12 protein-coding genes and 1 pseudogene are annotated in these 19,150 nt (G+C 62.1%); 8 read left to right on the forward strand and 5 right to left on the reverse strand.

Features of this window, described 5'->3' with window-relative positions:
• Positions 1–317 (reverse strand): annotated as a pseudogene (locus ABH939_RS21675) (HNH endonuclease); the annotation flags it as partial.
• Between the two features lie 116 nt (positions 318–433).
• Between ABH939_RS21675 and ABH939_RS21680 the strand changes: the two are divergent.
• The 7 genes from ABH939_RS21680 (at position 434) to ABH939_RS21710 (ending at position 11,925) form a co-directional block, all read left to right on the forward strand.
• Complete coding sequence (locus ABH939_RS21680) at positions 434–1,741, forward strand: SWIM zinc finger family protein (RefSeq protein ID WP_030536087.1); 1,308 nt, start codon at positions 434–436, stop codon at positions 1,739–1,741.
• Complete coding sequence (locus tag ABH939_RS21685; protein ID WP_404650117.1) at positions 1,738–3,222, forward strand: DUF5691 domain-containing protein; 1,485 nt, start codon at positions 1,738–1,740, stop codon at positions 3,220–3,222. Before ABH939_RS21680 ends, ABH939_RS21685 begins: the two co-directional genes overlap by 4 nt.
• 59 nt (positions 3,223–3,281) lie before the next feature.
• Complete coding sequence (locus ABH939_RS21690) at positions 3,282–4,352, forward strand: AAA family ATPase (RefSeq protein ID WP_050656937.1); 1,071 nt, start codon at positions 3,282–3,284, stop codon at positions 4,350–4,352.
• Positions 4,349–6,535 carry a DUF5682 family protein gene (locus tag ABH939_RS21695; RefSeq protein ID WP_404650118.1) on the forward strand — a complete coding sequence of 729 codons (2,187 nt, stop codon included), beginning with the start codon at positions 4,349–4,351 and terminating at the stop codon, positions 6,533–6,535. Before ABH939_RS21690 ends, ABH939_RS21695 begins: the two co-directional genes overlap by 4 nt.
• Positions 6,532–7,695: a VWA domain-containing protein gene (locus tag ABH939_RS21700; RefSeq protein WP_047269390.1), complete on the forward strand. Its 1,164-nt coding sequence runs from the start codon at positions 6,532–6,534 to the stop codon at positions 7,693–7,695. Before ABH939_RS21695 ends, ABH939_RS21700 begins: the two co-directional genes overlap by 4 nt.
• Before the next feature lie 42 nt (positions 7,696–7,737).
• Positions 7,738–9,360 (forward strand): MFS transporter, encoded by a 1,623-nt coding sequence (locus ABH939_RS21705; protein WP_030536082.1) that lies wholly within the window; start codon positions 7,738–7,740, stop codon positions 9,358–9,360.
• 237 nt (positions 9,361–9,597) lie between these two features.
• Positions 9,598–11,925 (forward strand): bifunctional diguanylate cyclase/phosphodiesterase, encoded by a 2,328-nt coding sequence (locus ABH939_RS21710; protein ID WP_063315540.1) that lies wholly within the window; start codon positions 9,598–9,600, stop codon positions 11,923–11,925.
• 1 nt (position 11,926) lies between these two features.
• Here ABH939_RS21710 and ABH939_RS21715 read toward each other — a convergent pair whose 3' ends face one another.
• Entirely contained in the window at positions 11,927–13,051 is a 1,125-nt protein-coding gene (locus ABH939_RS21715; RefSeq protein ID WP_064113656.1) for a GGDEF domain-containing protein, read from the reverse strand.
• Between the two features lie 121 nt (positions 13,052–13,172).
• Positions 13,173–14,612 (reverse strand): amino acid permease, encoded by a 1,440-nt coding sequence (locus ABH939_RS21720; protein ID WP_030536080.1) that lies wholly within the window; start codon positions 14,610–14,612, stop codon positions 13,173–13,175.
• A 163-nt stretch (positions 14,613–14,775) separates the two neighbouring features.
• Here ABH939_RS21720 and ABH939_RS21725 point away from each other — a divergent pair, with 163 nt between their 5' ends.
• Positions 14,776–16,308, forward strand: coding sequence for a PucR family transcriptional regulator (locus ABH939_RS21725; protein WP_404650119.1), 1,533 nt, complete (start codon positions 14,776–14,778; stop codon positions 16,306–16,308).
• Here ABH939_RS21725 and ABH939_RS21730 read toward each other — a convergent pair.
• Positions 16,284–17,720, reverse strand: a complete 1,437-nt coding sequence (locus tag ABH939_RS21730) for an aldehyde dehydrogenase family protein (protein WP_275231905.1) — start codon at positions 17,718–17,720, stop codon at positions 16,284–16,286. The genes ABH939_RS21725 and ABH939_RS21730 overlap by 25 nt on opposite strands.
• On the reverse strand, positions 17,717–19,090 hold the full coding sequence (gabT, locus tag ABH939_RS21735) for a 4-aminobutyrate--2-oxoglutarate transaminase (RefSeq protein ID WP_030536079.1): 1,374 nt from the start codon (positions 19,088–19,090) through the stop codon (positions 17,717–17,719). The genes ABH939_RS21730 and gabT overlap by 4 nt, the downstream gene beginning before the upstream one ends.
• Positions 19,091–19,150: the final 60 nt, after the last annotated feature.

Raw genomic sequence — 19,150 nt, forward strand, 5'->3', positions numbered from 1 at the left:
TCCCCGCCATCGAAGCCTGCCGCCACCGCCGGAAATGGCCGCAAAGCTGCACCCAGGGCGGCGATCTTCTTCCCGTCCCGAACCTGCAGCATCGTATTCGCCGCCAACCACGCACCCACCCCGCGGCTGGCAATCACCTGATCATCCGGGCGCGTCGACAACTCGTCCACCACCGCCACTCGAACGGCTTCCAGGCGCAGAATCTCGGCACTCGCTTCGACAGCAGCAGCGCGTAACTCCGAAGCAGTCAACCGCCACAACCGTCCGCGCAACCCCACCGCAGAACCAGACACCACATCCGACAACAAGACACTCATTGAATCCCCCGATCCCCTCCCCAAATCATATTCGAATATGTGTTCGAGTCAAGGGGTCATTCACCAGCGAATCGGCCTGACTCTGTGATGTCAGCGGGTTGTCATATTGTGGTCGAGTGACTTCGCCGTGGACAGCTGGGCAGGTGGCGTCGGTAGCTCCGGACGCCGCATCGCTGGCCGCTGCGCGCAAGTTGGCTGGTTCGTGGAGCCATGCCGGCAACAGGGGTCTCGCGCTCTGGGGGCTGTGTCAGGGCAGCGGCTCGAAGCCGTATCAAGCAGTGGTCGACCTGCGGGGCCCTGCATACAAGTGCTCGTGCCCCAGTCGAAAGTTTCCGTGCAAACATGCTCTGGGGCTGTTGGTGGAATGGTCGGAAGGGCGTGTGCCGTCGGCGGACGAGCCCGCCGACTTCGCGGCAGAGTGGTTGTTGCGCCGCGAGGAGAAGGCCGAGACCCGCGGCGAAAGGGCTGAGACCGGCGACGAGGCTCCCAAGAGGGCTCCCGACCCGGCGACAGCGCAGAAGCGCGCCGACCGCGTTGCGAGCGGTCTCGTCGAATTGGACCTGTGGATCACCGATCAGATTCGCAGTGGTCTGGCAGCGATGGACACATCCTGGGCGGGCTTCGACGCAGTAGCTGCTCGAATGGTGGATGCTCAGGCGCCTGGTGTCGCAGGCACACTTCGAGCCTTGGCGGGCACCGTTGCGTCTACCGAGAACTGGCCCGAGAAAGTCCTCGACGAGTTGGCTCGGTTGCACCTGCTGGTTGCTGCGCATCAGAAGCTGTCCGAGTTGCCGGAAGATCTTGCCTATTCGGTGAAAGCACACGTCGGCTATCCGGTCTCAACCGAGAGTGTGATGGAATCGATTCCGGTGAAAGAGAACTGGATGATTCTCGGTTCCGGGATCACCGAGGAGAAGCGACTGTTCACCCGAACGGTGTGGATGCTCGGCAGGAATTCGAAGCGGTGGGCCATGCTGCTCGACTTCTCCCACGGGTCGGCCAATTTTGCCACCGAAACGCCGCCAGTCGGGTTTCTGCTCAACGCCGATGTTCATTTCTATCCTGGTGCCGCGGCATTGCGGGCGCGGATAGGGGTCACGCACGGAGAACCGGAGCCCTTCACAACCATGCCGTTCGGAAGCATCGACACTGCGTTGCAGCAGTTTACCGATGCCCTCGCCGCGGATCCATGGTTGCGCTCGTGGCCGGCAGTGATCAGTTCGGTGGTCCCGTCGTTCGTCGACGGATCATGGTTTGTCGTCGACGAATCGGGCACAGCGCTTCGGGCAGAGGGTGATTCGGATCTTCTGTGGAAGTTGCTCGGCATTTCCGGCGGTTACCCGGTCACAGTCTGCGGAACGTGGAACGCGCTGGCTCTTACTCCGATCTCGGTTTTCACGGGAGGGCAGGTGATCGTGCTGTGAGTACATCGATCTCAGCGGCGCTCCTTGGGACAGCCAGAACAGCAACAACATTCGAGGAGCTGCCGACTGAAGTGCGTGGCTACGCTCGCGAACTCGACGGCGATCCTGCCGAGATGCTTCTCGCAGGAGTAGCGTTGGAGAGGGCGTACCGCCGTGGTGGTGCGGGCTCCACCACGGCGGCGGTGCCGACACCTGCGCCAGACGATGTTCGATTCACGCTGCCGGAATCCTCATCGGCGCATCTGCTGTCGATGCTCGCGGCCAAGGCGACCTTGCTCGACGAATGGTTCGCAGTCGCGTTGGAGCACAATTACCGTGCGCCTGATCATCTGGTCGCCGAGTTGCTTTCTTTTGCACGTGCAAGTGAAGCTCACCGGGAGAGCATCCTGCAGATTGTCGGCGAGCGTGGTCGATGGCTTGCCGCGCAAAACCCCGAGTGGAGCAAACTCGTCCGAACCAGGGATGCCAACCCGGACGTGTGGCGTCACGGAAGTTCGTCGCAGCGCACACAGTGGCTGATAGACACTCGTCGAACAGATCCCGCGCTGGCGCTGGCCGAACTCCGAAAGTCCTGGGCCACCGAGCGGGGCGAACAGAAGGCTGCCTTCGTCGCGGCGCTGGCAAACGGACTGAGCGCGGATGATCAACCATTGTTGGAGGAAGCCCTCGACGACCGTCGCAAGGACGTGCGACGCGCGGCAGTGGAAGTACTCGGACAACTCCCCGAATCGGAGTTCGGGGAGAGAATGGCTGCTCGGGTTCGGAAATGGGTGCGGGTGGAACGGAAACTCGTTCGGTCCACGCTCGTCATCGTCCCGCCTGAGGAAGTCGATTCAGCGGCGAGGCGAGACGGCATCGAAGACCGGCCGAATCCACACACCGACTATCGTGCCGAGTATGTGCGTCAGGCGATCAGTTCTGTGCCGTTGTCTCTGTGGAACAACATGATCGGTGGACCAGGCAAGGTCTTGGGGATGGGCGTTGACGAAAGCTGGGAGCCGATCCTTCACGACGCGTGGTCCACCGCCGCAGTCGCGCAGAACAATACGGAATGGGCGCTGGAACTCTTTCGTATGCGCGGCACCGCAACCGATCGACGCGTGCTCCCGTTGGTGCAGGCCAAGGCGCTGGCTGATCTGTTGAGGTCCGGAAACGGCGACGCCAATGTTCTGCACCCGGGCCGGGCAGCGATCTACGACGCTCTGCGAGGTCCATGGCCCGAGGACATCACCCGGGCAGTGGTAGCCCAGTGGGAACGAGTTGCGGCCAGACGTGCCGACGGAGGCGCCAAGGCCGGCGAATTCTCACGCTACAAGTACGTCGCATCGCTGCGCCTGGCCGAGACTCGATTTCCTTACAGCGCAGTAACTTTGCTGGAGCGTGCGGCGGAGCGTGCTCGTGACCCCGACTGGCGGCAAACCTTCGCCAGAACTGCCAGTGCCATCACCCACCGCAAGACTCTGCTCGAGGAGCTCAAGTGACTGACAGCGTAACCGTGCCCACCACGGAACCGGAAAAGCTCGCGCAACCGGGAAAGCTGATGCGGCCCCACGCAGAGCAGGAGTACGCGCTCGAACTCGAAGCACTGGCCGCGCAGGATGCTCGTCCGCGTCCACCGTCGTGGAACTTGTCGCCCTGGGCCGTCGTGACGTATCTGTTGGGTGGCACTCTCGACGACGGAACCGTCATTTCACCGAAGTACGTCGGTCCACGGAGGTTGATGGAAGTGGCCGTCGCAACTCTTGCCACCGACCGGGCGCTACTGCTGTTGGGGGTTCCAGGTACGGCCAAGACCTGGGTCTCCGAACACCTTTCGGCCGCAATCTCGGGTGCGTCGACGCTCCTGGTTCAAGGCACGTCGGGTACGCCCGAGGAAGCTATCCGCTACGGCTGGAACTACGCACGTCTTCTCTCCGAGGGGCCGACCGCCGGTGCACTGGTGCCTTCTCCCGTGATGACGGCGATGGAAACCGGGAAGATCGCCCGCGTCGAAGAGTTGACGCGTATTCCGGCCGACGTACAGGACGCCCTCATCACCATTCTCTCCGAGAAGACGTTGCCGGTGCCGGAGCTGGGCATCGAGGTGCAGGCAGCCAAGGGCTTCAACCTGATCGCTACCGCCAACGATCGCGATCGCGGTGTCAACGACCTGTCGTCCGCACTGCGTCGACGGTTCAATACCGTAGTCCTCCCTTTGCCGGCCAGCGAGGAAGACGAGGTGGCCATCGTGGCACGTCGAGTCGAACAGCTGGGCGCAGCACTGGAATTGCCGACAACCCCCGCAGCAGCCGAGGAAATTCGCCGGGTCGTCACCGTGTTCCGGGAACTGCGATCAGGCACGACCACCGACGGCCGCACCAAGTTGAAGTCCCCGTCCGGAACTCTGTCGACGGCGGAGGCGATCTCGGTGGTCACCAACGGTTTGGCGTTGTCTGCGCATTTCGGGGACGGCGTACTGCGGGCATCCGACGTCGCTGCCGGAATCCTGGGCTCGGTGATCAAGGATCCGGTCGCAGACAAGGTGGTGTGGAACGAGTACCTCGAGGCAGTAGTGCGTGAACGCGGCGAGTGGTCCGACTTCTACCGGGCGTGCCGCGAGGTCACCGGGTGACCATCGTGATTCCGGACCTGCGTGTCCGGGTCTTCGGTATCCGTCACCACGGCCCGGGATCTGCTCGTTCGGTTCGGCAGGGCCTGGAAGAGTTCTCGCCTGACGTCGTCCTGATCGAAGGGCCTTCGGACGCAGACCCGTTGGTGATGCTGGCGGCGTCGGAATCGATGAAACCACCGATTGCGTTGCTCGCGTACGCCACTGGCGAACCGTCGAAGGCGGCATTCTGGCCGTTTGCGGTGTTCTCACCCGAATGGCAAGCGCTGCAGTGGGCTGCGAAGAACGGTGTGCAGGCACGGTTCTGCGATCTGCCCGCCTTCAACGTGTTGGCGGATCAGGGGATTCGTACTGTCCGCGAGGGCGATCCTCTGTCGGAACTGGCCGCGGCCGCGGGTTTCGACGATACCGAACGCTGGTGGGATTCGGTGATCGAATCTAGCTCGGGCGCAGATTCTTTCGATGCGATCACCGAGGCGATGGAGGCGCTGCGTGAGACAGTGCCGATCGACGAGGAGACAGCGCATCGCGAAGCGTATATGCGTCAGGTGCTGCGAAAGACGTTGAAAGATGGCGCTGAGCGGGTAGCGGTCGTCTGCGGAGCCTGGCACGCGCCGGCGTTGGTCGGAGCCTTGGGGCCGGCGGCACCCGATGCTCGCATCCTCAAAGGAATGTCCAAGGTCAAGACCTCGCTGACGTGGGTTCCCTGGACTCACTCACGCCTGGCGTCGGCATCGGGTTACGGCGCCGGAATCACCTCGCCGGGTTGGTATCACCACCTGTTCACCGCGAACGACAAGACGATCACGCGGTGGCTCACCAAAGTTGCGCGGGTGCTCAGGGACGAGGACCTTCCGATCTCGAGTGCTCACGTCATCGAAGCTGTCCGTTTGGCAGATACGTTGGCGGCACTGCGTTCTCGACCCTTGGCGGGATTGTCGGAGGTCACCGAGGCAACGAGGTCGGTGATGTGCGACGGGAACGACGTTCTTCTGGATCTGATCACGCGAAGATTGGTTGTGGGCGAAGCGCTGGGCGCGGTGCCCGAGGAAACGCCGACAGTCCCACTCGAAGCAGACCTGCGCGCACGCTCGAAGACCTTGCGGCTCAGACAACAAGCGGGAGCAAAGACTCTCGATCTGGACCTGCGACGCGATATCGACGTCGAGCGTTCCCAGTTCCTGCACCGACTGGGGATCCTCGAGATCGATTGGGGGACCCCGGCCGACAGTGAGGTCCGTTCCACCGGAACGTTCCGGGAAACTTGGGCGCTGCAATGGAAGCCCGAATTCTCGGTCTCGGTGATCGAGGCGTCGCTGTGGGGCACGACGGTGGCTGCAGCGGCAACATCACGTGTCGTCTCGAAGATCAACGAGCCGGACATCTCTCTCGCGTCACTGATCGGACTACTGGAGAACTCGCTCCTGGCGAACCTGCCGGCAGCGTTGTCCGCTGTGCTGGAAAGTGTGAAAACGGTTGCGGCACTAGATCATGACGTGTCGCACCTGATGGCGGCGCTGCCCACGCTGACGCGAACGCTGCGGTACGGCGATGTGCGCGGAACCGACGTGTCGGCATTGGTCGACGTCGCCGACAGCCTGTTGATCCGCATTTGCACCGGCCTCGCAGTCGCCGTCACGGGCCTGGACGATCCCAGTGCCGAGGAGTTTCGCGAACACCTCGACAAGGTTCACTCGGCAGTCATGGTTCGTGACGATCGCGATGCGAGCGCGCGGTGGCTGCAGGCCATGGCCGGCGTGATCGACCGTGACGACGTCAACGGATTACTCGTCGGCCGGATGGTGCGGCTACTGCGCGACAGCGGTTCGATCACGGAAACCGCTGCAGCCCAGCGCTTGTCTCGGGCCCTGTCCGTGGGAAGCACGCCGACAGCCAAAGCCGGGTGGGTCGACGGGTTTCTCGGTGGAGGAGGGCTTGTGCTCGTTCACGATCGAGCGTTGCTCACGCTGATCGACACGTGGGTTCGCCAACTTCGTGAGCAGGACTTCATCGACACGCTTCCACTGCTTCGACGTACGTTCGGAGCGTTCGAGGCGGGGGAGCGTCGAGCGATCGGTCAGGCGGTCAGAGGTGGACGACGCGTCGAAACGACAGTGGAGACCGATGCTCGACGCGGCAGAGCGGCAATGGCGGTCGTTGCGGACATCTTGGGGGTGGGCGCATGAGCGACGACGATCAGCGCCTTCGACGCTGGAGACTGATGCTCGGGGAATCCGCCGAAGAATCGACGGGTGGGCTGGGCCAACCGGGCGAGCGTCGAATGGATGCAGCTCTTGCCGCACTCTACGATTCGTCCGGCCCGACCAAGGGGCGACGCCGCTCAGCCGGATTGGGGGCGTCGGCTCCGTCCGTCGCCAGATGGCTCGGCGATATCCGGACGTACTTTCCCAGCACGGTGGTGCAGGTGATGCAGAAGGACGCGATCGACCGACTGGGTTTGGCGCAGTTGCTGCTCGAACCGGAACTGCTCGATGCCGTCGAGCCCGATGTGCATCTGGTCGGGACGCTGCTGAGCCTCAACCAGGTCATGCCGGAGGCCAGCAAGGCAACTGCTCGAATGGTCGTCGGCAAGGTGGTTCGGGAAGTCGAAGAGCGAATCGCGCAGAAAACGAAGGCCGCGGTGACCGGGGCTCTCAATCGTTCGGCCAGAACGTCGAATCCGAAGTTGCGTGACATCGACTGGGACCGAACCATCCGAGCAAATCTGTCGCACTACCTTCCGGAGTATCGAACCGTCGTCCCCGAGCGGCTCGTCGGATACGGCCGCAAGTCGAAATCCGTGCAGCGCGACGTAGTCCTGGCGATCGACCAATCGGGTTCGATGGCGTCCAGCGTCGTCTACGCATCCGTGTTCGGCGCGGTGTTGGCGTCGATGCAGGCGCTGAAGACTTCGCTCGTGGTTTTCGACACTGCCGTCGTCGACCTGACGGACAAACTGTCCGACCCAGTCGACGTCCTTTTCGGGACCCAACTTGGTGGGGGCACGGACATCAACCGCGCAATCGCGTACAGCCAGTCACTGATCTCGCGTCCTGCCGAGTCGATGTTCGTTCTGATCTCGGACCTCTACGAGGGCGGTATTCGCAACGAGATGTTGCGCCGGATGGCCGCCATGAAGAACTCCGGCGTTCAAGTCGTGGTTCTACTGGCACTCTCGGACGACGGGGCACCGTCGTTCGATCACGACAATGCAGCGTCGCTGAGTGCCCTCGGGATTCCCGCGTTTGCGTGCACGCCGGACAAGTTTCCGGAACTGCTGGCGGTGGCTCTGGAACGCGGGGACGTGTCGGCTTGGGCGGATCAGCTCAGCCTCGAACAGCACTGACCGGTCTGCTTCGAGAACCTGAACACCGGGTACACCCGCACGATGGGTGACGGACAGGTTGCTGGTTCGACGACGCAGGCGGGTTCAGGATTGGTTCTCACGGTGTTGGCATCCAGCCAATTCCTGATGACCTTGGACAGTTCGGTCATGAATGTTTCGATGGCAACCGTCGCCGAGGACGTCGGCACGAGCATCACCGGCATTCAAACCGCGATCACGCTGTACACCCTGGTCATGGCGACTCTGATGATCACGGGCAGCAAGCTGGGGTCGATGATGGGTCGTCGCCGGGCCTTCGCGCTCGGCTTGATCATCTACGGCGCAGGTTCTCTGACAACGGCGCTCGCTCCCAATCTTGCGGTCCTGCTGATCGGATGGTCGTTCCTCGAAGGCGTCGGTGCGGCACTCATCATGCCCGCGATCGTCGCGCTCGTCGCCACCAACTTTCCGGCGCAGAAGCGCCCGGCTGCCTACGGTCTGGTCGCTGCCGCCGGCGCGATGGCCGTGGCGGTCGGGCCGCTGATCGGCGGCGCCGCGACGACATTTGCGTCATGGCGTTACGTGTTCGTCGGCGAAGTCGTGATCGTTGTCCTGATCTTGCTGGTGCTGAGCAAGGTGGTCGACGTCCCACCGTCGAAGTCGCGCCTCGACTACGTCGGATCGATCTTGTCCGTGGTGGGACTGGGCATGATCGTCTTCGGTGTACTGCGCTCGAGCGAGTGGGGTTGGGTGCAGGCCAAACCCGACGGACCGCAGTTGGTCGGGCTTTCCCCGGTGGTGTGGCTGCTGATCGCCGGGCTCCTGGTCGTGTACGGATTCCTGCGCTGGGAGGGACGCCTGGCCGCTGCGGGGAAGGAGCCGTTGCTTGATCCGGCGATGCTGCGAAACCGCGAGCTCAGTGGCGGGCTGTCGATGTTCTTCGCGCAGTTTCTGGTGCAGGCGGGCGTGTTCTTCGCGGTTCCTTTGTTCTTGTCCGTAGTTCTGGAACTCAGCGCTCTCGAGACCGGAATTCGCATCCTGCCGTTGTCGGCGGCGCTCGTCGTGGCGGCGATCGGTATTCCGAAGCTACGGCCTACCGCGAACCCGCGACGCGTGGTCCGAGTCGGATTGTTGGTCATGGTCGTCGGCATTCTGATGCTCGTTGCAGGCATGGACCCCGGCGCCAATGCGGCGATCGTGATGATTCCCATGCTGTTCATGGGTTTCGGCTTGGGGTGCCTGTCTTCGCAGCTCGGAGCCGTCACGGTGTCCTCGGTCCCGGACGAGCGCAGCACCGAGGTCGGCGGGTTGCAGAACACCGCCACCAACCTCGGCGCTTCCTTGGGAACTGCCCTGATCGGATCGGTTCTCATTGCCACTCTCACGACGTCGGCGATCGCCGGAATCGAAGACAATCCGGCGGTTCCGACATCGGTGCAGCAGCAAGCGAGCACCGACATGGCCTCGGGCGTGCCGTTCCTGTCGACGACGCAACTCCGATCCGCTCTCGATGACGCCGGCGTCGCCGAGTCCACGGCGGATGCGATCGTGGACGTGAACGAAGAAGCCAGGCTGGACGCGTTGCGTGTCGCTTTTGCCGTGGCAGCGCTGCTCGCAATCGCCGCGTTGTTCCCGACCGCTCGAATCCCCCGCGTCGCGGTCGGCGACAAACGTGGTTCGAGCTAAGAATCAGCAATCGCGGATCGACCTGGACGATCGACGGAACGACCTCTGGATATAGTGATCTGCGCACAATCGATTCGTCAGATGGCTACCGTTGTGAAGGAAACAAGCAGCGAGTCTGAAACACTGACGTTTCACCGGATAAGGGTTCGGTGGGGAGCTGGGGGAGGTTCGGATGGCCAGGCGAGCGGATTCGACGCCCGCTGATGGCGCCTGCGCAGATGTCGGGATGCCTCGCTGATGAGCCGTCCGAGTCGATTGGGCAGGCAAGATCCTGCTTCGGAGGCCGACTGCAACAGCCTGTTTCGCCGTCAGATAGACGAAGCTGCAGCCGTCGCGCCGTTCGCCAATCTTGCGTACATGGCGAGTTTGGTCGTGATTCTGACCTACACCGTCCCGCCCGGACGTCAGACGCTCAGGTGGTTGGGTGGCGCCCTCATCTTTCTCGTCCTCGCGAATTCGATCCGAGTATGGATTCCCCTTCGCTGGCGGCCGTCGAAGCACACCCCGCGCTACGACTACGTGGGTCTGCTCGTCGAAGTGATCGTGGTCGCGACCCTCGACGTCACACTTTTCGCTCTGCTCTTTCACGACATGGACGTCTTCCGCGACTTGGTTCTGATCGCGACGATGGCCGGGATCATGGGCGCCGGGACCGTGACGTTCTCGAGTCTGAGATCGGTGAGCCTGACCTGGATCTACATTCACGGCCTCGGCGTCTTCACTGTTCTCGTCGTCCACGCCGAACCCCACTTTCGCATACTTGCGATTCAGTTGTGCATCTACATGTTTGCGCTCACCGTAGGGGCGGTCTATCTGTCGGCCTCTTTCCAGAGACGTTGTCTCGCAGAGTTTCAGGCGGAATCAGAGCGTCAGACTGTGGCGTTGTTGCTCGACGGTTTCGAGGGCGGTTCCCGCGACTGGCTGTGGGAGTGCGACACCAACGGCCGGTTCTCCCACACCTCGGCACGTCTCGCCGAGGTCGCAGGTATGACGGTGGACGAGTTGCAGAAACTCACCTTCGGACAACTCCTCACCAGACTCCAGATCGCATCGAGTCCGGAGGGGCGTGCGGCCGCGGCCCAGATGATCGACAAACTCGAATCGAGTGCTCCCTTCCGGGACACTGTCGTGCCGGTGCATGTCGACGGTAGGCGACGCTGGTGGTCTCTTTCCGGCAATCCACGGGTCCTCGAATCCGGCGTGATTCTGGGTTGGCGCGGTGTCGGTTCCGACATCACGGAGAGGTATGTCCACGAGCAGGAGATCCTTCGCCTTGCGGCCACCGACTCGTTGACCGGGTTACCGAACCGTCGTGCGTTCGGAGTGGCGCTCGAGGAAGCGATCGATTCCCGCGTGCCGGAGAAGCAGGTTCTCGTCGGGATTCTCGACCTCGACAACTTCAAATCGGTGAACGACACCCTTGGCCATCCGATCGGGGACCAATTACTTCTCGAAGTCACGAAACGCCTTCGCGACGTGATCGGTTCGGACATGTGCTCGCGGATGGGCGGTGACGAATTCGGGCTGATCGTCTGCACCTCTTCGCGCGACGATCCCGGTGTGATCTTCGATCGGTACCTGGAAGTGCTGCACGAACCATTCTTTGTCGAAGGCAATCGGATCGAAGTGCGGGCCACGATCGGTTACTCGAGCGCGCCCGAGGATTCGACGGACGCCGACGGATTGGTGATGCTGGCGGATCTGGCTCTGTACGAGGCGAAGTCGACGGGACGCAATCGAGTGGGTAAGTTCTCACCGCTGCTGCGGGCGAGGGCATCGGCGCGGGCGACGGCGTTGCACGAGCTGGACAGAGGGATCGAGGAAGGGCAGTTCGATCTCCATTACCAGCCTCAGGTCGACACTCAGACCGGTGAAGTGGTGGCCTTCGAGGCTCTTCTTCGGTGGAACCATCCCAGCCGCGGCCTCATCGGGCCCAGCCAGTTCATCTCGGTGGCGGAGGAAACCGGAATGATCATTCCCCTCGGCGCGCAGGCAATGGCGATGGCGACCGCCGCTGCTGCGGGGTGGCCGACCGGAATTGGCGTCTCGGTCAACGTTTCACCAGTGCAGTTGGTGTCGCGAGAGTTCGGTGCGATGGTGAAGAAAGCGCTGACGGATTCGGGCTTGCCTCCGCAACTGCTGCAGCTCGAAATCACCGAGACAGGTGTTGTGGACGATCGCGCGATCCGGGATCTCTACAAGCTGCGTGAGCTCGGGGTCACCGTCGCACTCGACGATTTCGGCACCGGCTATTCGTCCTTCGCCACGCTCCAGAGACTTCCAATCGACGTTCTCAAGATCGATCGCATGCTGGTCACCGACTCGGACGATCCGAAGATGTCCGTGGTGAAGTCCATTGTCGAATTGGCCGCGGCCCTCGGTATGAAATCGTTGGCCGAGGGCGTGGAGACCATCGAGCAGTTCCGCCGCGTCCAGTGGGTCGGGTGTGACCTGGTCCAGGGTTACCACATCAGCAAGGCTCTGACCGCTGAGCGCGTCGATGTGTATCTTGCCGCGACGGACACGGAAACCGGGCGCAGCGTCCACCCACTTACGTGGCTGTGAATCAGATCTGAGCCGAGCGGATCGTATTACCGCCTGCCGCCTTCGCTTGATACATCATCGAATCCGCGACATTTGTCGCCGCCAGGATTGCGGAAGCACCGCCGCTCCACGCCTTCGATTCGGCGGTCATCATCACCGCTCCGACGCTCACCGTTGTGGGGATCGCGTCGGAACAATCCGACAGCGCCGCGTTTATCCCTTCGATCAACAGGGTTGTCGATTCGGGATTGCCGGCGATGACGGCCAGGTATTCTTCCCCGCCGGTTCGAGCGATGACTCCGCGTTCGCCGAGATGTGTGCTCAATCGGTTCGCGGTTCTCCTGATGACATGATCGCCTTCGGCATGACCGTGAAGATCATTCACCGTTTTGAATTTGTCGATATCGACGACGATGAAGGCGAGAGATGAAGAATCGTCTCGGGCGCTCTCGAAGAGATCGCCGACTGCCCCTTCCAGTCCCCGACGGTTGAACAGTCCAGTGAGGGGATCCCGGTCCGAATACTGGGCATCGCGGTAGAGAGTGCGCCAAGTCAGGTGCGCAAAAATGGGAACGAGTGTGACAGCTCCGAAAAGAACGGTGCCGCGGGCCAGAAGCGTCGTGATATCGACGTCGCCTTCCAGATATGCAAGAACGAAAACGGTGGTCGTGACGGTCGTCGACCAAACGACATGAGCGACAAGCCACTTTGCGCTGACAAAAAGCGTCGCAAAGGTTCCGGTGACCGCGAAGACGATGCAACCGAACGTCCCGGACGAGCGATCCGGCACCAGGAGGACGGCAGCCGCGATCCCGAGATCTGCGAATATTCCGAATGCAAGCAACCCCCGGCGTCCGGGAAACGGTTGTGTGAACCAGCATGCGGCGATTCCCACACACGTACAGATCATGAAAATCGAAAGAGCTTTGCCGGGGGTGGTCGGCGGCGTATCCGGACCGATCAATTTGTAGAAAGCGGACAGTCCGAAGATGATCGTCATCATTCCGAGCAAGGTTCGGAAGATCGGAATGATTGCCCGGCCGGATCTCTGGTGCTTTATCCACTCGTAGTCGTGTGGTTCGTTGAACCATTCGTGAAGTGTTCGCCAAGAACTGTGCCCCTCGGAGGCGATGACAGGGCTCGGCATGCTGTCCATTTTGCCTTGAATTTAGGTAAAGAGAAAATCTATGTTCGACCGCTTCCATCGGATCGGCTCTTTTCGGGGAAGAGGTTCAATTATCGAGTCGAGCGCTTACTCGATGCTTGTTTCAAGCTTTCTTCGAACTGCTGTGTGCGTTGTTCGAGGCGGTCGCGAACGATCCGACTTTTCGCGTACGAGACTTTCTCACGCCGTAAGCGGCGAGGATGACCCCCAGCGCGACCAGGCTTTGGACGAATTCCGCGCGCGTGGGTTCGTTGAGACCCATTCCCACCAGGATCACGAGAATCAGACCAGTGACCACTATCGGCAGGCCGGGATACAACCAGACACGGAATTTCAGAATCTCGGGGCTTTCGCGTTCCCATCGGCGTCGGAGGCGTAGTTCGGATACACAGATCAGGATGTAAACGAACAAGCAGATTGCGCCCGACGAATTCACGAGGAACAAGAAAATCGTATCCGGCCAGATGTAGCCGGCCGCGATACAGAAGTACCCGGCCACGGTGCAGGCGAGTACGCCCTTCACCGGCACGCCGCGGCTGTTGGTCCGTGTCATCCAGGCCGGCGCGTCGTTGTAGACGGAGAGTGCGAAGAGCATCCGTGACGCCGTGTACAGGCCGGAATTGAGGCAGGACAGCACCGCGACCAGAACCACGAGATTGAGAATGTCGGCGGCGCCGGGAATTCCGAGCAGGTCGAGTGCGGAGATGAACGGAGAATCGCCGACGACGAACGAATCCCACGGCAGCATCGTCACGAGGAGGAAGGTGGCGACAACGAAGAAGGCGAGAATGCGGAAGACGACCGTGTTCGTGGCCCGCCTGATCGCTCCGGCAGGTTCGGCGGATTCCGCTGCGGCGATCGTGACAAGCTCGGCTCCGGTCATGGAGAAGATCACGGCGACAACGCCCACCAGTACGGGGGTGAAGCCGTTCGGCAGAAATCCTCCGTGGCCGGTCAGATTGCTGAAATCGACTTCACTGCCGGGCCAGATGCCGAAGACGAACAGACTGCCGAGCACGATGAAGCCGATGATGACGGCGACCTTGATACCCGCAAACCAGTATTCAGCCTCGCCGAAGTTGCTGACGGAGAGAAGATTGACCCCGGTCATCACCAACAGGAGTACCGCTGACATGAGCCAGAGCGGGACACCATGGATCCACCGGGAGAGCAAGGTTGCTCCGACGACGGATTCGATGCCGACGACGATCACCCAGAAATACCAGTAGAGCCAGCCAGTGGTGAAACCCGCCCAGTCGCCCAACGCCATGCGGGCGTATTCGGTGAACGATCCCGTACACGGCTTGGCCACGGCCATTTCGCCGAGCATGCGCATCACCAGGAACACGATGATGCCGCAGATCGCGCACGTGATGACTGCGCCGGGGCCGGCCTGGTTGATGATTCCGCTCAGCCCGACGAAGAAACCGGCGCCGATGACGCCGCCCATGGAAAGCATGGTCAGGTGGCGCTTCTTCAAGCCTGTTTTGAGTGTCGAATGAACGCTGGCGGCTTCGGCTGTTTCGGTGCTGCTGTCGGGCATGTGGGCTCAGCTCCTATTGCATGACGCGATCAGTTCTTTCGGAGAGACGCTAAGCTCATCGTGTGATCCAGAACATGGACTTGATGTACAAACCTGAACTGGAAACTGTCAGTTCTGTCCACTGCCTTTCTATTCACTGCCCTCGGAGGTTCCGGTAATGCCGATGACTGTCCGGCGCCTGGCGGCCACCACCTCGCTCGGCCTCACGATCGTTGCCGGTCACGACGACGTGGATCTGTCGATCAGCTGGGCGCACGCAATCGAATTGCAGGATCCGACCCGTTGGCTCGCCGGTGGAGAGCTTGTCATGACGACGGGGCTGCATCTACCGCGTTCGGCGACAAAGCAATACGAGTACGTCGAGCGCATCGCGCAGACTGGTGCGGTGGCACTGGCGTTCGACACCGGCACCGTCCACGAGAGGGTGCCGGACGCGATCATCAAGGCCGGCGACGAACTGGGTTTTGCCGTGCTTTCCGTCGCCAAGGAGACGCCGTTCATCGCCATTTCGCGGGCCGTGATCGACGAACTGACTGCCGACCAGATACGAACGGTGCAGGCGGTGGTCGACGCGCAGGAGAAGTTGGCGCGTGCCCTGCTCGACGGGGTGCCGGCTCTGATCACTGCCCTGGGTCGAGCCGTTCACGCAGCAGTCTGTGTTCTCGATCGGGACGGCGCGGTGCTGGCTCTGACGGAAGGTGCGAGTTCGTCTCTGCCCGAACGCATCAGGGAGCGATCAGGTAAGGAGCGCAGCCGGATCGTGGTGGACGACGACGGTCACCTGGCCATTCACCGCCTTGCTGTGAGCGGCACGCTGGCCGTGGCGTCCGAGGCCGCCTTGGATCAGTCCGAGCGACTGTTGGTGGGCCACACGGTGTCGCTGTTGACCATCGAGCTTGCCAAGCCGTTGCGGGTTGTCGATGCCGAACAGCGGCTGAGGTTGGCCGTTACGACGATGGTGCGCCAGGCCGGCGGTGACGTCGACGAAAGTCTGTTGCGGTACTTCGGATTCGAATCCGAAACCGCGGTGGTGGCAACCGCCTTGACCGATGTCGGACCTTTGCTTGCGGCCACCGACATCACTTCAGCGGCCCTGGAAGAAGAGTCGGTGCCGTACCTGTTGGCCCCGCTGACTGACGGAACCGGTGTGTGGTTCGTCGTGAAAAGTGAAGTTGCGGAGAAGGTCACGCGCAGTGTGTATGCGAGAGTACGGGAGAATTCACGCCGGAGTATCAACGGTGGAATCGGTGGCGTCCGGCCGATTAGCGGTGTTGCGGCCAGTCTGCGCGAGGCCGTCTCTGCTGCCAAAGTGGGGCAGGTCGAAGGACACACACTCGTTCCGTTCTCGGAACTCGGGACTTTCAGTCTCTTGTTGAGTGTGCAGTCGAGCGATGTTCTGCAGTCGATCGCGGCCGGCGGTCTCGGTGTGCTGGAAGGCTACGACGCCGAGAACGGTTCCCGTCTGGTGGACTCGATCGAAGCGTTCCTGCACCACAATGGTCAATGGGAATCCGCTGCAGCGCAATTGGGTGTTCACCGGCACACGCTGCGTAACCGCATGGACAAGGCTGCCGAGTTGATCGGGAGAGATCTCGATTCCGCCCACACCCGGTCCGAGTTGTGGATCGCACTCAAAGCTCGTGAACTGCTGCAGGCGGAATCGAATTCAGATCACGCTCGGCCGCCCCTGAGATAGACGGTGGTGGTGTGAGTGAAGAACTCTCGCGCCGCGTCGCCTTGTTCCTTGGGTCCGTATCCACTCCTCTTCGCGCCGCCGAAAGGTACGTGGGGATCAGCGCCCGCCGATTCCGAATTGACGTGCAGGATCCCCACGTCCAGATCGTCGATACCGGCCAGTGCACTGGTCAGGTCTTGCGTGAACAATGCTGCGGACAAACCGAATTCGCCCTCGTTCGCCAAGCGGAATGCGTCTGCGGTTGTTGCTGCCCGCTGCACCGCCAGTACCGGGCCGAAGAGTTCCTCGAACCACAGTTCGGTGCTCGACGGTAGTTCCAGCACTGTCGGTTGGACGTAGTAGCCCGACTGCGGCGCTTCGGCGGTGGCCACAACCCTGGCGCCGCCGTCGACGGCTCGATTGATCCCCTCGATGATCGACTGCTGCGCGTATGCGCTGACCACGGGACCTGTCGTGACGTCGGGATCGAGTGGATCTCCGACTCTCAGTTGCTTGACTTCAACGGTCAGCCTGGCCAGGAATTCCTCGGCGATGGATTCATGGAGCACCAGACGTGAAGTGGCCGTGCATTTCTGGCCGCTTGACCGAAATGCGCCCAGCATCACCTGCTCGACCGCAAGCTCGAGATCTGCGTCGGCAAGTACGACGGCTGCGTTCTTTCCACCCATTTCCGCCTGTACCGGAACTCCGCGCGCCGCAGCAGATCCCGCGATCTTTCGGCCGACGCCGGTGGAACCGGTGAAGGTGACGGCGTCGAGGTCCGGGTGATCGACCAGCGCTTCACCGGCCGCGCTGTCGGCGAGGATCATGTTCAGGACTCCGTCGGGTAGGCCCGCTTCGGTCAGTGCCTGCGCGAGACGGAAGGCCAGAAGGGGCACCGCGGCAGCCGGTTTCCAGACGACGGTGTTTCCGTACACCAAGGCAGGCGCAATCTTCCATGCCGGGATCGCGATCGGGAAGTTGAACGGCGTGACGACGCCTACCACGCCGAGAGGTTTGCGAGTGACGAGAATCTGCTCGCTGCTACGTGGGGAGGAATACACCGTTCCGGTCTCGCGGTCGGCGGCGTTGCCGTAGTAACGCAGAATCTGCGCTGCGCGGCGCACCTCTCCGATACCCTCGGCCAGCGTTTTCCCTTCTTCGCGGGTGAGTTCTTCGCCCCAGGCCTCAGCGTTGGATTCGATGATTTCCGCTGCGCGAGTGAGGTATGCGCCGCGTGCGGACATCGGCAGGCGGGCCCAGTCATTCGCGGCGATGCGGGCGACGCGAACACCGGTCGCCATTTCGGAGGCACCGGCGCGGCCTCCGGTGGCGACAACCTCGTCGGGACGGGCCGGGTTGGTGTCCGTCAGTGTGCCGTCGCTGCCCGTGACCCAAGCTCCGCCGATCAAGCTGCGCACTGCGACGCTCATCGGACTGCGGCCACAGCGTCGCGAAGAATACCGAGTCCTTCGGTCAGCAACTCGTCGGAGATGCTCAGCGGCGGGAGGAAACGGACGACGTTTCCATAGGTGCCGGCGGTGAGCAGAAGGAGACCGTGCGTGTGGGCGTAGCTGACGATCTGGGCGACGGCCTCGCGATTCGGAGCCTTGTCCTCGTCGTGGACGAGTTCGATTGCAATCATGGCGCCGCGTCCACGAATGTCGCCGATTATGTCTGTGTCCGAAGCGATTTCGGACAAACCTGTGGTCAGAATGTCGCCGATGTCCTTGGCGCGGTCGAGGAGCCCTTCCATCTCGATCGTCTCGAAAACTGCCAGGGCGGCCTCGCAGGCAACGGGATTGCCGCTGTACGTACCGCCGATACCACCGGGATGCGCGGCGTCCATGACGTCGGCACGGCCGGTCACGGCGGCGAGTGGCATTCCGCCGGCGAGACCTTTTGCGGTTGTGATGATGTCGGGGACGAAGTCCTCACTCTCGCTGGCGAACCAGGATCCGGTTCGTGCGATACCGGTCTGGACCTCGTCCGCGACGACGAGAATGCCGCGCTCACGGCAGAATTCCGAGATTCGCTTCAGGAATCCCGGAGCGGGAACGATGAAACCGCCCTCACCCTGAATCGGTTCCACGACCACAGCGGCTACCGATTCGGCGCCGATCTGAGTGTCGATCGCAAGACGGAACTGGGCGAATGCTTCGTCGGCCGCGTTTTCGGGGCCGCTCGGCCAACGGTAGGGGTATGCCATCGGAACCCGGTAGACCTCTGGTGCGAACGGGCCGAATGTGGCCTTGTACGGCTGGTTCTTGGCTGTCATCGTCATGGTCATCAACGTGCGACCGTGGAATGCGTGGTCGAAGACGACAACTGCCGGGCGACCGGTGGCGGCACGTGCGTATTTCACGGCGTTCTCGAGCGCTTCGCTGCCGGTGTTGAACAGCGCTGTTCGCTTCTCGTGATCTCCCGGGGTCAGGCGGTTGAGCGCTTCGCAGACCTCGAGGTACCCCTCGTAGGGGTTTGCGAGGAAACACGTATGGGTGAACTGACCGAGCTGGCGCGTGGTGCGTTCGACCACGCGCGGCGCACTGTTTCCGACGGTGGTCACGGCGATGCCGCTGCCGAAGTCGATGAACGAGTTGTCGTCGACGTCGACGACAACTCCTCCGCCCGCTGCGGCAACGTAAATGCTGGATCCGCTGGTCAGCCCGGCCGGCAGTGCGGCGCTCCGGCGCTTTGCCAAAGCACGCGAGTTGGGGCCGGGCACTTCGGTGACGAGGCGTCGTATCTGGGGAAGGGTCGGTCCACCGATGCACGTTTCCGTGCCGTGCTCGAGAATGGTCATCGCAGTGCCTCCAGTCGTTTTCCGAACTGTAGGACGGCGATGAATGATCCGGACATGGCC

This window comes from Rhodococcus sp. 27YEA6 (genome assembly GCF_044908235.1).
GTDB classification, from domain to species: Bacteria; Actinomycetota; Actinomycetes; order Mycobacteriales; family Mycobacteriaceae; genus Rhodococcus_F; species Rhodococcus_F qingshengii.